This window comes from Enterococcus sp. GPZ-007, assembly GCF_059374735.1.
Genome location: NZ_JCAFYN010000007.1, coordinates 63,610 through 78,890 on the forward strand (window position 1 = coordinate 63,610; position 15,281 = coordinate 78,890).

Sequence of the window (15,281 nt, forward strand, 5' to 3'; positions counted from 1 at the left end):
AGAATGAAAAAGAATCCGAGCACTTGTGACAAACAAGCACACGGATTTTTTTACTGATTTATTTTACTAGCGAATCCCCATTCGAGGCGATCACTTCTTTATACCACGCAAAACTTTTCTTCTTATAACGTTCCAAAGTTCCCGTGCCGTCACTATTACGATCAACGTAGATCATGCCGTATCTTTTTTTGATTTCTGCGGTCGTGAAGCTGACTAAATCGATGCAGCCCCAAGAAGTGTAGCCCATCACCGGCACCCCATCCTCAATCGCCTCTTCGACTTGGACCAAGTGATCATTCATGTAATCGATCCGGTAATCATCTATCACGGTTTTTTCGCCATTTTCTAGCGTAACGAGCTCGTCTACTGCACCCAGACCATTTTCAACGATGAATACAGGCTTTTGATAACGATCATATAAGATGTTCAAATAGTAGCGCAGACCTTCTGGATCAATTTGCCAGCCCCATTCGCTAGCCTTTAAATAAGGATTAGGAATGCCGCCAATAATATTTCCTTCCCCTGCTTCTTTCGTCGGATCAGCTGATTCGCACACACTCATATAATAACTAAAGGAAATAAAATCGACCGTGTTCTTTAAATCAGCCAAATCCTGCGGGTGGATATCTAGCTCTATGTCGTTTTCTTTAAACATACGTTTCGCATAGCTTGGATAATATCCGCGAACCTGCACATCCGAGAAGAAAAAGTTCTCTCGCTCGGTTGCCAAAGCTTTTAGGACATCCTCTGGTTTAGGGGTTAAGGGATAGACTGGCACCCCTAAGATCATACAGCCAATCTGCGCCTCTGGAATCAATTCGTGACACGATTGAACTGCCCGACTGCTAGCAACTAATTCATGGTGAATCGCTTGATAGATATCCTGTTGCGTTAGTTCTTCCTTCGGTGTGTTGATGCCGCCGCTAAGAAACGGGACATGGGTAATCGAGTTGATTTCATTAAAAGTCAGCCAATATTTGACCTTATCTTTGTAATGGTTGAAGACAGTCCTAGTGTAATGCTCAAAGAAATCAATCATCTTTCGATTGCGCCAGCCGTCATAGGTTCGAGTCAAATGCAGCGGCGTTTCATAATGGGACAAGGTGACTAACGGTTCGATCCCATATTTTAAACATTCATCAAAAACGGCATCATAGAAGGCTAAACCTGCTTCATTTGGTTCCTGTTCATCTCCTTGCGGAAAAATCCGTGCCCAGGCAATTGATAAGCGGAAGACCTTGAAGCCCATCTCTGCAAATAGCCGGATATCTTCTTTATATCGGTGATAAAAGTCAATCCCGACTAATTTTAGATTATCCTCCATTGGCTCTTCAGTCGGTGCTTCGTGCCAACCTTTACGGGTCACATCCTGCACGGATAGCCCTTTGCCATCCTCTAAATAAGCTCCTTCACATTGATTTGCGGCCACTGCTCCGCCCCATAAAAAATCATTTGGAAATTTACTCATGCTTTTCCTCCTTCGTTTTTTCTTAAATCACATACAAGACGGCATCTTCATAGTCCGCCGTTTTCATCTCATCCTTGGGTACCACATCAATGAACGCATCGGTATTGGTAACAACGATCGGAATCACTGTATCATAGCCAGCTGCCTTGACAGCCGCAAAATCCACCGCTAACAATGTTTGACCCGCTCTAACAGAATCACCGACTGAGACAAAGCTTTCAAAATACTTGCCGTCCAATTCCACAGTATCAATTCCAACATGGATCAAAAGCTCCATCCCCGCTTCGCTGGTCAAACCAATCGCGTGCTTCGTAGGAAAGAGCGCCGATACCGTTCCATCAAATGGTGCCACGATCGTATTTTCTTCAGGAATGATAGCGATTCCCTGCCCCATTATTTTACTGGAAAAGGCGGAATCATTGACTTTTTCCAACGGAATCACTTTTCCCTTAACAGGTGCTAATACCTTCTTTGGATCACTACTGCCGCTTTCAACAACTTCTAAAACAGTATCCTCTGTCGTTACTTCTTCCTCGATCCCAAAGAACCAAGTCAACACGAAGGTGATGACGATCGAAGCAGCTGCTACGATACAGGCATTAATGAAATTACCATCGATACTACCATTGATAAATTGCGGAAGAGCCACAAGTGAAGGTACCGCAAAAGCATAAGATTCGACGCCCGTGATTCCCATGAAGATTCCACAGATCCCACCAGAAATCATCGCCGCATAAAGTGGCTTCTTGTATTTCAAGGTTACACCATATAAAGCGGGTTCAGTTACCCCTGCCAGCAAAGCTGAAATTCCGGCACCCAAAGCAACTTGTTTGAGATTTTTGTCTTTGGTTTTCATTGAAACAGCCATTGCCGCCGCCCCTTGAGCAATATTCGCAGTCAACATCGCTGGTAAAATCAGTACATCTGGCGCCACTGGAGAAGCAATCAAGAAAATCGGCGCAAATGCCCAATGCATCCCGGTCATAACGATCAAAGGCATCAAAGCGGACATCAGACCAAGAGCCAACCAACCAGCTTTCGCTTGGATCCAAAGAACTGCCGATGACAGGCCTTGTCCTGCAAATGTCCCCAGCGGTCCAACAACGACTAACGCGATGATACCAGACAGTAACAACACGACCAGAGGCTGTAAAAGATTTTTCATAACAGCCGGAATGATCCGATTGAAAAAAGCTTCAATATATTTCATCAACCAAACCATGATCAAAATCGGAATTACTGATGAACCATAGCTCGCCAGCGTGATCGGCAAACCAAAGATACTTACCGGATCACCCGCCGTAACCATCGCTGAAAAATTCGGATGCAGCATAATTCCACCTACCGCAACGGCCAGCATCGATGTCACACCGAATTTCTGCGAAGCCGTAAATGCCAGCATCACTGGCATAAAGTAAAATGGTGCATCGCCGAAAAATGTCAAAACGCTATAAGTAGATGATGATTCACTCAAAACACCAAGTATCGGTAGGACAATCAGCAGAACTTTGATCATTCCGCCTCCTAATAAAGCGGGGATCAACGGTGACATACAACCAGAAATAGTATCTACCAAAGCTTCAAACAGATTTTTCTTTTCTTCAGAGGCAACAGGCTCTGAGCTAAAATTTCCTAACTTGGCAAAAGCGCGGTAATAATTTGCGACATCATTTCCTAAAATAATATGATACTGTCCCGCTTTTTTCATGACCCCCATTACACCAGGGATTGCTTTAACCTCTTCATCATCCACCTGACTTTGGTTTTTTAAGACCAAACGTAGCCGGGTAATACAATGTGAGGCTGTTTGAATATTGTCGCTGCCGCCAACGGCATCGAAGATTTCCTTTGCAGTTTGTTGATAGTTCATTTTTTCTCCTCTTTTCTGAATATGGTAAAAACACTATATACATTTTCTCTGGAGCATTCCTAAGTCAGCTCACTACATATACTGCGAAGAGTGGAACTGGCAAAAAAAGACCTAAAGCTGCCTTGTGTGACAAGCTCTAGGTCATGCTCCGGTGGGATAACAATCCTAGTTACAAATTTTTGGTGATGCGACGGATGTGCGCGGTCAAGTAGAGCAGTTCCGTTGAGCTTAGCTCGTACTCAAAGTCCTTTTGCACATATGCTTTAATCTCTAATGCACAGGCGTATTCACCTTCGTATTTATGTTTTAGTGTATTCAGTAATTCCTCGTCTTCATCATCATAGTGATCACTTGCCAACAAACGTTGCGCAAAGAATTTCACATGCGTAATGAAGCGATAATAATCGAGCGAATCCTCATCAAACTCTGTTCGATAATGATTTTTGACAATTGTTTCAATCTTTTTGGTAATCTCGGCAATCTCGTAAGCGAAATCGAATGTTTTATCCATCTCAGCATTAACGAAATGGATTGCGATAAAGGCGGCCTCATCAATCTCAAAAGCCACACCCAAATCGTTTCGCACCACTTCAATGGCTTTTTCACCGACCGCGTATTCATCCGGATAGAAACGCGCGATGTCCCAACGAAGCGGATTTTTTAAAATCAATCCCTCTTGATACCGATCAATGGCGGAGTTGATGTGATCGGTCAAATTCACATAAATGATTTCATTCAAGTTCTTACCTAATTTGATTTTACCGAAATTAATAATCTTCTCAGAGACCAAAATATGCTCCATCGGTACATTGATTAAAAGTTCCGTGAATTTGCTTTGAGTCGCCTTGTCTTTTAGTAAAAAAGTTTTTTCGATCAGCTCCATGTCGATCGTCTGTCCCTTTTTCTTTCCAAAAGCAATGCCCTTCCCCATCAGCAACACGTCAACGCCCTTGCTATTTGACGAAATAACCGTATTATTATTTAACACTCGTTTTATGATCATAAATGATTTCCCTCGCTAGCCACAAAAAAAGCCCATTTACATACACGACAATTGTGCGGTAAATAGGTCCTGCTCACATAAAGTGATAACATCCAACAATTTTCATTTTTAATTCTCGCATGCTTACCCGAAGTAATAACATCAAGAACTTATGGAAAGGTTATCATGAACCCAAAGCTCTGTCAACAACTTCTTTAATCCATTTCTCATAAACATTGTCCTCATTCTCGACATTGTCCTTGCTGACAATTATTTTTTTCATGACTAAATAAGCTCCCTCCCTACTGGATCATCCCATTCATAACAATCTTCATCACTTAATTCTCCACCTTCATAATCAGAAAAAAGTTCATCTTTCCTCAATTTACCTATTATTTTAAATGTGAATTTGCCAACAATCAATTGATTTAAAAGAAGCCTGCCAAAAAGATTCTGGCAGACTTCATTCTATCTATAATCAAATCAATTCCTCAATCATTACCTCTGATAAATCACGGAGCACTAGATCTGCCCCGACTAATTGTTCTGCTTCACCGATCCCCACCGCGTACATGCCGCAAGCTTTGATCCCATCGATCCCCGCCTGCGCGTCTTCAAAGCCGATCACTTCACTTGGCTGCAGCTTCATTAATTCTGCGGCTTTGATAAAGATTTCTGGATCAGGTTTGCCCTTCGTTAAGGTTGCCGGATCGACAATTCCAATGAAATAATCACTGAGGGCTAATTTATCTAGAATAAAGGGCGCATTTTTTGAGACGGAGGCAACAGTACAGGGAATATTGAGTTCTCGAGCTTCTGCCAAAAACTCTCTAACTCCCGGCAGCGCGTCCTCCGGGGTTAATTCCTCTAGTAATTCAACATACTGCTGATTCTTTTTCTCCGCCAGCTCAGCTAAAACTTCTTCCGAAAATTCACCAAGCTTCCCGCCATGCTCCAAAATGCGTTCCAGCGATTTCTGGCGACTGATACCCTTCAGTTGTTCATTGAAGACTTCATCGATCGTAATCCCAATCTCAGCGGCTAATTCTTTCCACGCGATATAATGGTACTTCGCCGTGTCGGCCAGCACGCCATCTAAATCAAAGACAAATCCCTTCATTACTTGCTTCCTTCCACCTGTTTCTCGATCCAGTGTTCCTGATGACTGGCGTAAACACGATATTTCTCATTTTTGTAATAGGTATAAAAATCAATCTCTTCGATTTCTTTTGGCAAATTCGGTGCAATCGTTAATTGATCATCCACTATCTGCAAATTACAGAAGCCATAGACGATGGTCATAAAAGTACCGCCCATCGAAGCCGTATGGATACCATCTTTGGTATTCTTGTGACTGTTATCTAAGTCGGTGCGGGCATTTTTAATAAAGTATTCATAGCCCTTCTCGACTTGACCTAAACGACTATAAACCGTTGAAAACGTTGAGTAGGACAACGAAGAATCATGGGTCGTGACCTCATCATAATAGGCAATACTTTTCGCGATCGTCTCCTGATCAAAGGAATCCTGGAATAGCATCAATGCCAAAACCGCATCCGCCTGCTTAGAAATCTGGTAGCGATAAATCGTCAACGGATGGTAATTCAACAACAACGGATATTTCGTCTCTTCTTCCGAATAAGGCCAAAAGCCCTTATTTAGAAAATCGCGATCTTGCGCGATGATCCCTTTTTCTTCATCTATTGGCAACGCCATCGCCTCGGCAAACTCTGCCAACTCCTGTAGCTCTTCATTCTTTAGCTGAAGCTTTTTCATTAGCTCTGCCCAAACCGCTGGATATTGCTCCTTCAGCATTGGTGCCAAGCGATTAATCCATTCAAACTGATGTGCCACCAGCTGATTGGTGTAATAATTGTCGTTGACCAGCACGGTGTATTCGTCCGGTCCGGTAATCTTATCAATATGGAACTGACCATCCTTCAGATAGCCGATTTCGCTGAAGACCCGCGCTGTTTCCAGCAAAACTTCAAAGCCGCACTCTGCCATAAAAGCCAGATCATCGGTATAGCGATAATACTGAATGAAGGCATAGGCAATATCCGCGTTGATATGATGCTGCGCCGAACCACCCTCAAAAAATGGGGAAGATTCCGTACCTGAAATCGTGCGCCACGGATAAAGGGCGCCCGTTTGATAGCCGAAAAGCTGACGGTTTTCCCGTGCCTTATCCAAAATGCTGTAGCGATACATCAATAATTGCTTCGCCAATGCCGGATTCAAGTGTAAAAAGACTGGAAAAACAAACATTTCCGCATCCCAGAAGTAATGTCCTTCATAGCCGCTGCCGCTCAAGCCTTTGGCGGCGATACTGGTCGTACCATTGGTGCCAAGAGATTGCAGCAGAGCAAAGGTACTGTAGTTGACACTTTCTTCTAGATTTTCGGTGCTCTTGATAGTTACTTTGGCACTTTGCCAAAAATCAGTCAGAAAGTCCGTTTGGGCTTGAACCAATTCCGTGAAGCTGCTTTCGATTCCTGCGTGCTCCTGCTGCTGGAAGGCATAGCTCAAGTTCTTTTGGTAGCTGCTCCCCTCCAACTTTGTGCGAATCACGATGCGTTCTTCTTCAATCGTTTGAGACACAGTTTGATTGTTGATCGACCAGTACAACTCCGCTTCTAATTGAGAGTAATCGGTGCCGAACTGGCAGCGATTGTTTTCTAAATCGATCTCCTTGATCGTGATTTTTTGCAGATCATGACTCATGCGGGGATCATTTTTATCAATCGTTCGCACGGGGTAAAAGTTCAAATGCGTCGTTAATTCGATCTCTTCCTCATGATTCAAGCGCTCAAAATCAATCTTCATGGAGAATAGATTTTTGTATTGGAAGGAAGCCAGACGCGAGATCGTGATACGGGTTTCGCGACCCTTTGGCGATGTCCACACCAATGTTCGAACCGTAATCCCTTTGTCCATATCCAAGTAACGTTCATTCTCGCTAATCTCACCATTGTTGATGGAAAACTGTTCGCCGCCGATTGTGATCAGAGTCGTTTGGCCATCGATCACGCTGATCATCGTTTCACCAGTCGGGGTGAAGCCGTACATTTTTTCAGGATAATGGATATCTTTGGTCTCATAAAAGCCGTTGATATAGGTCTCGCGATTGGTAGAAAAGTGATCGTAATAGTCTTCCTCCAAGTTTCCCCGTAAACCGATAAAACCATTGCCGTTAAACAGCAGACTCTCGGCTTTTTCCAGTGTTTCCGTTTGATAGTCATTTAAATAGATTTTCATTGGTTTTCCTCCAAAAAGCAGGATAGAAGACGGCGCCTCTACCCTACTTTTATTTATTATGAGTTCATTGCTAATTTTTCAGCAGCTTTTTCTGTTGGTGCGGCTTCGATTTTTTCGTCCTTCTGCAAAAAAAGCGTCAATATAAAAGAGAGAACGACAGACATCAGCATCATGGATAGCCCAGCGATAACATTGGCTGTGCCTTTGTCGCCTGAGAAGCCTAAGACCGCCATCAAGCTATTCTGCGGAACATATAGTGTCACGTGCATCAAGCCGGCGAAGCAACCAGAGATTCCGGCGCTGATACAAGCCGCCACTAACGGTTTTTTGTACTTCATCGTGATTCCGTATAAAGCTGGTTCAGTGATCCCCATGATGGCTGAGATTCCCGCAGCTGCGGCGATTGATTTAACGTCCTTTTGTTTTGATTTGAAGGCGACAGCCAACGTTGCCCCACCTTGCGCTAGGTTGGCACAGACTTGCGCCACTAGAATCAATGATTCGGTTCCAGTTGCCGCAAAGGACGCCACAAAGATCGGTGTCAAGGCATGGTGCATGCCGGTCATGACGATAAATGGCATTGTTGCTGCTAATAGTGCCACCATGATGAATCCTAGTTGTCCTTGCATTAAGTTGATTACCCAAGCCAAGCCTTGTCCGGCATAATTGCCTAATGGACCGATTACGATCAGCGCTAAAGGCGCAGTGATCAATAAAGTCAGTGTCGGATTCAATAGGATCTTCAATGATTGCGGCGTGATCTTATCAACGCCTCGTTCAATATAGGACATTGCCCAGATCGTCAGCAGTGCCGGAATCACCGATGCTGCATAGATCACACCTTGAATCGGCATGCCTAAGAACGAGATCGGATCGCCAGAGGCCACCCACTGACTGAAATTCGGATGCAAAAAGACACCCACGACAATAATAGCAATTGATGTATTGACTTTAAATTTGTTCGCCGCAAAGACAGCCAACAGAATCGGCATGAAATAGAAGGCGCCATCACCAATAAAATCCAATACACGATAGGTACTTGAATCCGTCGACATCCAATTGAAGGTCGTTGACAGCGATAAGATCACCTTGATCATCCCAGCAGCGGTCAAGGCTGGGATCATCGGCGTCATACAGCCGGTGATGGTGTCCACAACCTTATTGAAAATACTGGTTTCCTTCGCAGCAGCTTTTGTCGCTTCCGTCTTCCCTTCCGCGTCGCCATTGACCACTCCCTGACGAATGACTTCTTCAAATACATCCCCCACGTGACTACCAATGATCACCTGTAATTGCGTTGGCGTCGGATTCACCCCCACGACACCATCGATCTGCTTCAATTCCTCCAGATTTGCTGTATCCGGATTTTTCAGATCAAAACGCAGACGCGTCGCACAATGGACAGCGGAATTGACGTTGCCCTTTCCTCCTATCCCTTGAATGATTTCCTTTACTAATTGTTGATACTTTTTCATTTTTTCTACCCCTTCCTATTCAAATACCACGGCGCCATTTGACGAAATGACTTTTTGATAAAAGTCGAAGCTGTCCTTTTTGTAACGCTGATGTGACCCATTGTTTTCATCATCCTGATCGACATAAATCACACCATAACGCTTGCTGATTTTTCCTTCACTGACACTTGGCAGATCGATGATGCCCCACATCAGGTAACCCATCAAATCAATCCCGTCTTCTTCAACTGCTAACAACATGTTTTGCACATGCCCCTGCAAATAATCAATCCGATAATCGTCATGTACCTTGCCATCGATGAACTCATCCGGCGTTCCGATGCCATTTTCAACGATGAACAGCGGCTTGTGGTAACGATCCTGCAACTGATTCAAGGTGATCCGCAGACCCAACGGATCGTTCTGCCAAACACTCTTGCCCTTTGGTAAATGCGGATTCCGCAACGTTGTGTAGCCATTTGTCGCCACCCGATCAATCCCCGTTTCTTCTGCAGCGGTACAAGCACTGGAATAATAGCTGAAGGAAACAAAATCAACCGTATTCGCTTTAAGCAGCTCGCGATCCTCGGGATAAATCGTCAGCTTCAAACCCTTTTCCACCATATAATGAGCGAAGAATTTCGGATATTCACCGAAAACCTGCACATCAGAGAACAATAAGTTTTCTTTCTCCTGCTGCAACGCCGCAAACACATCTTTCGGATCACAAGTATAAGCATAGGTTTTACCCGCCGCCAGCATCGCGCCGAATTGATTGTCCGGATCAATGGCTTTTCCAGCTTTGATCGCTAACGCATTCGCCAGCAATTGATGATGACCCGCTTGGTATTGGATCGACAGGTTGTCCTTGCCTTCTTCAAACAAAATCCCTCCGCCGATAAACGGAATGTGGAGCACCATGTTCATCTCATTAAAGGGAATCCAATATTTGATGCGCCCTTTGAAGTGCGTCATCACCGTTTCCGCGTAGTGACTGAACAAGTCCACCACCTTGCGATTTTCCCAGCCATTGTACTTTTTCACCAGCTCCAGCGGAATCTCAAAATGCGACAAGGTAACAATCGGTTCCATTTGATGCCGCTCTATTTCCGTCAACAGCTTTTCATAAAATCGAAACCCCGCATCATTGGGTTCTGTTTCTTCTCCCGTCGGAAATATCCGCGACCAGGAAATTGAGAAACGGAAGCTATTCAGCCCCAGTTCCTTCAATAAAGCAATATCATCGCGATAATGATGATAAAAATCATTTCCGGTTCGACCGGGATAAAATTCATCACCCTTAGATTCCAAAATAGAATCTGCTTGATTCTTATATACTGCTTTTAGACGACGATCATCTAGCGGCAAATAATCAAAATTTGAAGGCTTCCGACCATCAGCCAGATAATTCCCCTCACTTTGAGCCGCTGAGACTGCACCGCCCCAGAAAAACTGCTTTTCATTCTTCATTTATTCTTTCTCCCTTTCGGTACGTATTCGCTTTCATCGGTGTTGATACTTTTATTATAGTCAGGAAATAAAATTTTCATTCCCCCATTTTTGTTGTATTATTCTCAAATATTGTCGAAAGGCAATTACCAATCCAGTAATTGCCTTTCTGCTAGTTATTCAATTTTCATCGCATTCCGGTATTCCAGCGGTGCCATCGCCATCGAACTCTTGAATAGTCGATAGAAGGTTTTATCACTCTCAAAACCGGTCTGAGTAATGATCTCCGACACCGGCAGATCACTGTTGATCAACAGCCACTTGGCTTTATCGATGCGATATTCATTTAAAAAGGTCAGAAATGTTTTACCAGTATTCTTCTTGAAAAACTTCGTAAAATAAAACGAGCTGTAACCAGAGACCTCCGCGATATTCTGCAAAGTCAGCTCTTCATGATAGTGCGCCTCCACATAGCTGAAGATCCCATCCAGCTTCTCCAGCACATCCTGCGTGGCAAGCTTATTGATTTTCTTCGGCTGTTTGGCTTGTTTAGGAATGTCGCGAAGTAATAACGTGATCAGCTGGAAAAGCTCTGCTTTCAAAGCAAATTGATAGCCTGCCTGCTGAGTCTCCATTTCGCGATTCATAGACTCTAACAACTTTCGAGCAACCGTTTCATCGGCTTTCTCCCACAAAGGACTAATCGGCAATAATTCCGCAAACAGCTTCTGCAAATCCAAATTTTCTTTATTTCCTGCCGTAAAATAATTCAGATCAAACTGATAGACCAGCCGTTCACTGCCTGGGGAAGCCAAGACATAGTGAATCAAGCCGCCGCCGATAAAGGCAATCTCTCCCTCACTCAATTTATAGGGTACATCATCGATCCCCAGTGAGATCGTCCCCTTCGTCACATAGATTAGCTCCACCTCGCGATGCCAATGTGGCGTAGTCAAAATATCGCCGTCATTCACCAGTATGCGGAAGGGAAATTCTTTATCTAACTCTGGCATTTCTAAATAAATCGCCATCACGTTCACCTCACGATTCATTTTGGCGGAAAACTGGGTAATTGTAAACGTCCTTTTTTATGGCAGCTTTTCAGGCTAAATCATTTCAACCAAATAATCCTTAGCGTCCTCATAATCAGCGTTCGAGTAAAAGAAAAATACCGAAAAAAGCTCATCGCTGCCGGACCAATAAATACTCAATGATAAACTTCGATCATCAGCTACTAAATAGAACATGTCGAACCTCCACGAATAATTATTTGCATCATAAAAAATCTGTCGCCCCATAATGGAGCGACAGCGAATTCATTCCTGCACATATAGGAAAAGGATAGACACAGCCATGACAAAGTCTGTATCATACTGAAATTATATCATCTAAAACACGAAATAATTATTCTATCTTTTTTGTAAAATCGAAACTTTTTACCACTTCAAACGTGAACCAGCTATCCTTTTTCCTCTACCATCTCGATAAAGTCACTCCAAATACTGCGAATCCAACGATTGTTAAGCCCGAACCTGCGATCATTCCAGTACCTTGAATAATCTCCAATCATTTATCCACAGCAAATAACCCCTTCAAAAAAACAGGTTTTCTGAAAGCTAAGCCCCTCTAAATCGTCTCAAGAGTTCTCGCTCCTTCTTCGTGGGCTTTTTGCGCGGTTTCTGCTCTGCTTCTTTTTCTGGCGGTTTTTCTCCATTATCTTCCGACACAGCACCGACTGCGACTAAGGCAGGTTCTAGCTGCTTCGGCTTCTTGGAAGACACAACCGGTGAATCGCTCTCATTTTCGGGAGTGATCCTATCCTTCAGTCGGGTTTTATGATCGTAAATGATTACTTCGCTGTCATGATTTGCTCTTTCGCTGGCCTCAGTCTCTTCTTCTAAGCTAGCAGCTTCAACTTCTTCAAATATACGTTTGATCATCACGATAAGTTCAGTTTTCGTCATGCTATGAAGATCAAATCCACCTATGAATGCAGACTTATCCTTTTGTTCGACTGTAGGTCTTGGTGAATTTTGAGCAGACTGCTCCCGTTGCTGTTCTTCTGGGGTACGCGAATTGAAAATCGTCGAAGAACCTATGCAATAGCAGTCCACATAGCTGGCGAACTGACGCACATCGTCCTTTTTAAAAATAGTCAGAGTAGTCAAAATTTTGAGTATCCGTATGGTTTGATCGAGGGTATTGCTGGGATCAGCGTCTCTCAGTCTCCACGTGTGCTTTTTCCCATTCTCATCTATAAAAATCGAAACAAGGGTGTAGCTCGCGTATTCTTCATTAATCACTGCATTGCCTCGGTCTTTTAGATAGCTCTCGTATAAACGCATTTTTTTCGTTGCTTTATAATACTTTTTCTCATTGTGGAATAATTTTTTTACAATCGCCTTCCATTCATGCTCTTCCACATAATCCTTCAGGAATGGAATGAAATTTCTGAGTGTATTACTTGGCTCGGCTTGAAAAAGCAGGTCCCGAACAACGTCTGGACAAGGCTGCGAAAAATCACTTTTTACTAAAGCATTCCTCACAAGGATCGCGACAATATATTCGATCACTAAGTCCGCATTTTGTGTATCATTCCAAAATTTACGAACTTTGAGTTCCAGATTTTTTCTCTTCATAGTTAGAATTTGACGTCTCGTTAGCTGCTTCTCCGTGTTTGACCGCTCCTTTTTCAAATGTATAATTGTGAGTTCCACACCACCATGATAGCGCATAAATAACAGGTGTAAAAATTGAAATTCTTTCAAAAATTAAACGAATTGAGAACCATATAATATCAGGAAAAGTAGTTGTCCAAATATTTAAGTTTTGAGCAACATAATCCCCAACGGTCCTCAAATAAATAACAGTCAGCAACTTAAAAATGACAAAATGAGCACATAAAAAAGTCAAAAAGATTAAGAAAATAATCCTTCTGACCTGCGAAATTTTTTTTATTTTTTCTATGCTCGTTCTTCATCCTTCTTCTTTTTTTGGTGATATTCTACCAATGCACGATTGAAATTCGCGATCACTGCTGTAATGATCCCGACGCCAATCAACACGTAAATGATGGTAAAAACCTTACCCAATGCTGTATGCGGTGATAGATCGCCATACCCGACAGTCGCCAAAGTCATAACGGAAAAGTATAAGCCATCTAAATAGGTCATCCCTTCAACATTGTGATAGAAAATCGTCCCGATCGTGAGAATAAAAAGCACCGCCAGCATAATCGCTTTTTGCTCCTCTTGACGAAAGAGAATTTTTAAAATGTGCCACAAGCTTCTGAATAATAGCGCGAATGCAACCATGAGAACCGCCTTTCTGAACCAAATAATATCGTCTCCGTATTTATTTTAGCAGATAAAGACGTGGTCATAAAATACAGATAGCGACCAATGACTATCGCTATCCATTTCTTTTAGTCATGAGTGAATCTCCTACAAATTGTTTCGCCACTAAATAAGGAGCTTCGTCTCTCCATATTTTAATTTTTTTAATGATTCTACTATTAATTAAAAAGGTCATAATCTGACCAACCTTAGAAGGTGTACCAAAATAGCTTTTACTCACGATATATTTCCCAATTTGCTAAAATGAGGGAGCAAAGGAAGTGTTGGAAATGCTGCAAATGAAAAGAGCCTACCTGCCAGCCGAGGATTCCGATGGCTATCGTGTTCTGGTAGATCGCTTATGGCCGCGGGGAAAGTCTAAAGAAACCGAGAAAATCGATCTATGGCTAAAAGAAATTGCTCCCAGTCCCGGACTGCGGAAATGGTTCAATCATGAAACGGAGAAATATCCTGAGTTTGAAGCCAAGTACCGCAAAGAGCTGCAGTCCGGTGCACAGAAAACAGCGCTGGAAGAATTGAGTAAGACTCTTCGGGAGCATGAGGTCGTGACCCTTATTTATGGGGCAAAAAACGAAAAACAGAACAATGCGCAGGTATTGTATGAGCTGTTGAAAGAATAAAAGCAGACTCGCGTGAGCCTGCTTCTTTTAATATAAACATTTGATATGATGCTGATTTAGTTTCTCCATTTTATCTGTCTCAAGGGGCTTATCAGTAATCAGATAATCAATCTCATAACAAGAAACACCTTGATACATATATTTGTGATCCAGTTTGTCACTCGTCGCCAAAACGACTAAATGATTCGCTTGTCGGCGAAAAGCTTTTTTGATCAAGGCTTCGCCCTCATGTGTTTCAGTCAGACCATGATCGAAATCCAGTCCTCGGCAGCCGATGATCGCCAGATCCGCGTTGTACGTCAATATATCATTATAGGCCTTTGAACCATTGATCGTAGCTCTTTTTGGTACGATCGAGCCGCCCAAGACCGAAACATGTGCCGTCGTAAATTCACTCAGCATCGCTGCCGTTAGTACACCGTTGGTAATGATTTGTAGACCATCAAATCGGCTGAGGTTTTTTACCAAATGAAGGCTGGTCGTGCTTGAATCAAGAAAAATGACCATATCGTCTTTGATCAACGTCTCGGCGACATTAGCGATATATTGTTTGTTATCCTCTTCATTCAATCGGGTAACCTTCATCAAATAAGGAACATCGATCTTTTTATTATCGACAATCATCGCGCCGCCGCGTGTTCGTCGGATCAAGCCGCTTTGCTCCAGCAGCACCAGATCTCTCTTTACTGTAGCCTCGCTGTAATTGACAAGCTCGATCAAATCGATGACGCGCGCAAATTGATGCACCTTCAAATAATTGACGATTTGCTGTTGACGATCTTCAATGGCGTTTAGCATAAAGCAGCCTCCTCGGAAATAGTATC

13 protein-coding genes are annotated in these 15,281 nt (G+C 43.1%); 1 reads left to right on the top strand and 12 read right to left on the bottom strand.

All coding sequences use genetic code 11. The annotated features are described in order from the left end of the window. Positions 1-58: 58 nt before the first annotated feature. From AC4J95_RS05930 to AC4J95_RS05980, 11 genes are all read right to left on the bottom strand, one after another. On the bottom strand, positions 59-1,468 hold the full coding sequence (locus AC4J95_RS05930) for a glycoside hydrolase family 1 protein (protein WP_494549040.1): 1,410 nt from the start codon (positions 1,466-1,468) through the stop codon (positions 59-61). A 22-nt stretch (positions 1,469-1,490) separates the two neighbouring features. Beyond that, positions 1,491-3,338 (bottom strand): beta-glucoside-specific PTS transporter subunit IIABC, encoded by a 1,848-nt coding sequence (locus AC4J95_RS05935; RefSeq protein ID WP_494549041.1) that lies wholly within the window; start codon positions 3,336-3,338, stop codon positions 1,491-1,493. Positions 3,339-3,507: 169 nt separating this feature from the next. Next, the gene (gene licT / locus AC4J95_RS05940; RefSeq protein WP_494549042.1) at positions 3,508-4,341 is read right to left on the bottom strand and encodes a BglG family transcription antiterminator LicT; all 834 of its coding nucleotides are present in this window, start codon (positions 4,339-4,341) and stop codon (positions 3,508-3,510) included. A 457-nt stretch (positions 4,342-4,798) separates the two neighbouring features. After that, the gene (pgmB, locus tag AC4J95_RS05945; protein ID WP_494549043.1) at positions 4,799-5,440 is read right to left on the bottom strand and encodes a beta-phosphoglucomutase; all 642 of its coding nucleotides are present in this window, start codon (positions 5,438-5,440) and stop codon (positions 4,799-4,801) included. Next, the gene (locus AC4J95_RS05950) at positions 5,440-7,578 is read right to left on the bottom strand and encodes a glycoside hydrolase family 65 protein (protein WP_494549044.1); all 2,139 of its coding nucleotides are present in this window, start codon (positions 7,576-7,578) and stop codon (positions 5,440-5,442) included. The genes pgmB and AC4J95_RS05950 overlap by 1 nt, the downstream gene beginning before the upstream one ends. A gap of 56 nt (positions 7,579-7,634) precedes the next feature. Then, on the bottom strand, positions 7,635-9,053 hold the full coding sequence (locus AC4J95_RS05955) for a PTS transporter subunit EIIC (protein WP_494549045.1): 1,419 nt from the start codon (positions 9,051-9,053) through the stop codon (positions 7,635-7,637). Between the two features lie 15 nt (positions 9,054-9,068). After that, complete coding sequence (locus AC4J95_RS05960; RefSeq protein ID WP_494549046.1) at positions 9,069-10,502, bottom strand: family 1 glycosylhydrolase; 1,434 nt, start codon at positions 10,500-10,502, stop codon at positions 9,069-9,071. A gap of 155 nt (positions 10,503-10,657) precedes the next feature. Continuing rightward, entirely contained in the window at positions 10,658-11,512 is an 855-nt protein-coding gene (locus AC4J95_RS05965; RefSeq protein ID WP_494549047.1) for a helix-turn-helix transcriptional regulator, read from the bottom strand. A 75-nt stretch (positions 11,513-11,587) separates the two neighbouring features. Further along, entirely contained in the window at positions 11,588-11,728 is a 141-nt protein-coding gene (locus tag AC4J95_RS05970; protein ID WP_494549048.1) for a hypothetical protein, read from the bottom strand. 369 nt (positions 11,729-12,097) lie between these two features. Continuing rightward, positions 12,098-13,120 carry a hypothetical protein gene (locus AC4J95_RS05975; protein ID WP_494549049.1) on the bottom strand — a complete coding sequence of 341 codons (1,023 nt, stop codon included), beginning with the start codon at positions 13,118-13,120 and terminating at the stop codon, positions 12,098-12,100. Between the two features lie 324 nt (positions 13,121-13,444). Then, positions 13,445-13,795: a potassium channel family protein gene (locus AC4J95_RS05980; protein ID WP_494549050.1), complete on the bottom strand. Its 351-nt coding sequence runs from the start codon at positions 13,793-13,795 to the stop codon at positions 13,445-13,447. Between the two features lie 311 nt (positions 13,796-14,106). Here AC4J95_RS05980 and AC4J95_RS05985 point away from each other — a divergent pair, with 311 nt between their 5' ends. Then, complete coding sequence (locus tag AC4J95_RS05985) at positions 14,107-14,457, top strand: DUF488 domain-containing protein (RefSeq protein ID WP_494549051.1); 351 nt, start codon at positions 14,107-14,109, stop codon at positions 14,455-14,457. 27 nt (positions 14,458-14,484) lie between these two features. Here the strand turns inward: AC4J95_RS05985 and AC4J95_RS05990 are convergent, their stop codons facing one another. Further along, a complete protein-coding gene (locus AC4J95_RS05990; protein WP_494549052.1) occupies positions 14,485-15,255 on the bottom strand; it encodes a DeoR/GlpR family DNA-binding transcription regulator in 771 nt (256 codons plus the stop codon). Positions 15,256-15,281 lie beyond the last annotated feature (26 nt).

What these genes read in the sequence shown, in the direction of transcription:
- AC4J95_RS05930 (WP_494549040.1), bottom strand. Translation starts at nt 1,468, where the DNA reads ATGAGTAAATTTCCAAATGATTTTTTATGGGGCGGAGCAGTGGCCGCA.
- AC4J95_RS05935 (WP_494549041.1), bottom strand. Translation starts at nt 3,338, where the DNA reads ATGAACTATCAACAAACTGCAAAGGAAATCTTCGATGCCGTTGGCGGC.
- licT (WP_494549042.1), bottom strand. Translation starts at nt 4,341, where the DNA reads ATGATCATAAAACGAGTGTTAAATAATAATACGGTTATTTCGTCAAAT.
- pgmB (WP_494549043.1), bottom strand. Translation starts at nt 5,440, where the DNA reads ATGAAGGGATTTGTCTTTGATTTAGATGGCGTGCTGGCCGACACGGCG.
- AC4J95_RS05950 (WP_494549044.1), bottom strand. Translation starts at nt 7,578, where the DNA reads ATGAAAATCTATTTAAATGACTATCAAACGGAAACACTGGAAAAAGCC.
- AC4J95_RS05955 (WP_494549045.1), bottom strand. Translation starts at nt 9,053, where the DNA reads ATGAAAAAGTATCAACAATTAGTAAAGGAAATCATTCAAGGGATAGGA.
- AC4J95_RS05960 (WP_494549046.1), bottom strand. Translation starts at nt 10,502, where the DNA reads ATGAAGAATGAAAAGCAGTTTTTCTGGGGCGGTGCAGTCTCAGCGGCT.
- AC4J95_RS05965 (WP_494549047.1), bottom strand. Translation starts at nt 11,512, where the DNA reads ATGGCGATTTATTTAGAAATGCCAGAGTTAGATAAAGAATTTCCCTTC.
- AC4J95_RS05970 (WP_494549048.1), bottom strand. Translation starts at nt 11,728, where the DNA reads ATGTTCTATTTAGTAGCTGATGATCGAAGTTTATCATTGAGTATTTAT.
- AC4J95_RS05975 (WP_494549049.1), bottom strand. Translation starts at nt 13,120, where the DNA reads ATGAAGAGAAAAAATCTGGAACTCAAAGTTCGTAAATTTTGGAATGAT.
- AC4J95_RS05980 (WP_494549050.1), bottom strand. Translation starts at nt 13,795, where the DNA reads ATGGTTGCATTCGCGCTATTATTCAGAAGCTTGTGGCACATTTTAAAA.
- AC4J95_RS05985 (WP_494549051.1), top strand. Translation starts at nt 14,107, where the DNA reads ATGCTGCAAATGAAAAGAGCCTACCTGCCAGCCGAGGATTCCGATGGC.
- AC4J95_RS05990 (WP_494549052.1), bottom strand. Translation starts at nt 15,255, where the DNA reads ATGCTAAACGCCATTGAAGATCGTCAACAGCAAATCGTCAATTATTTG.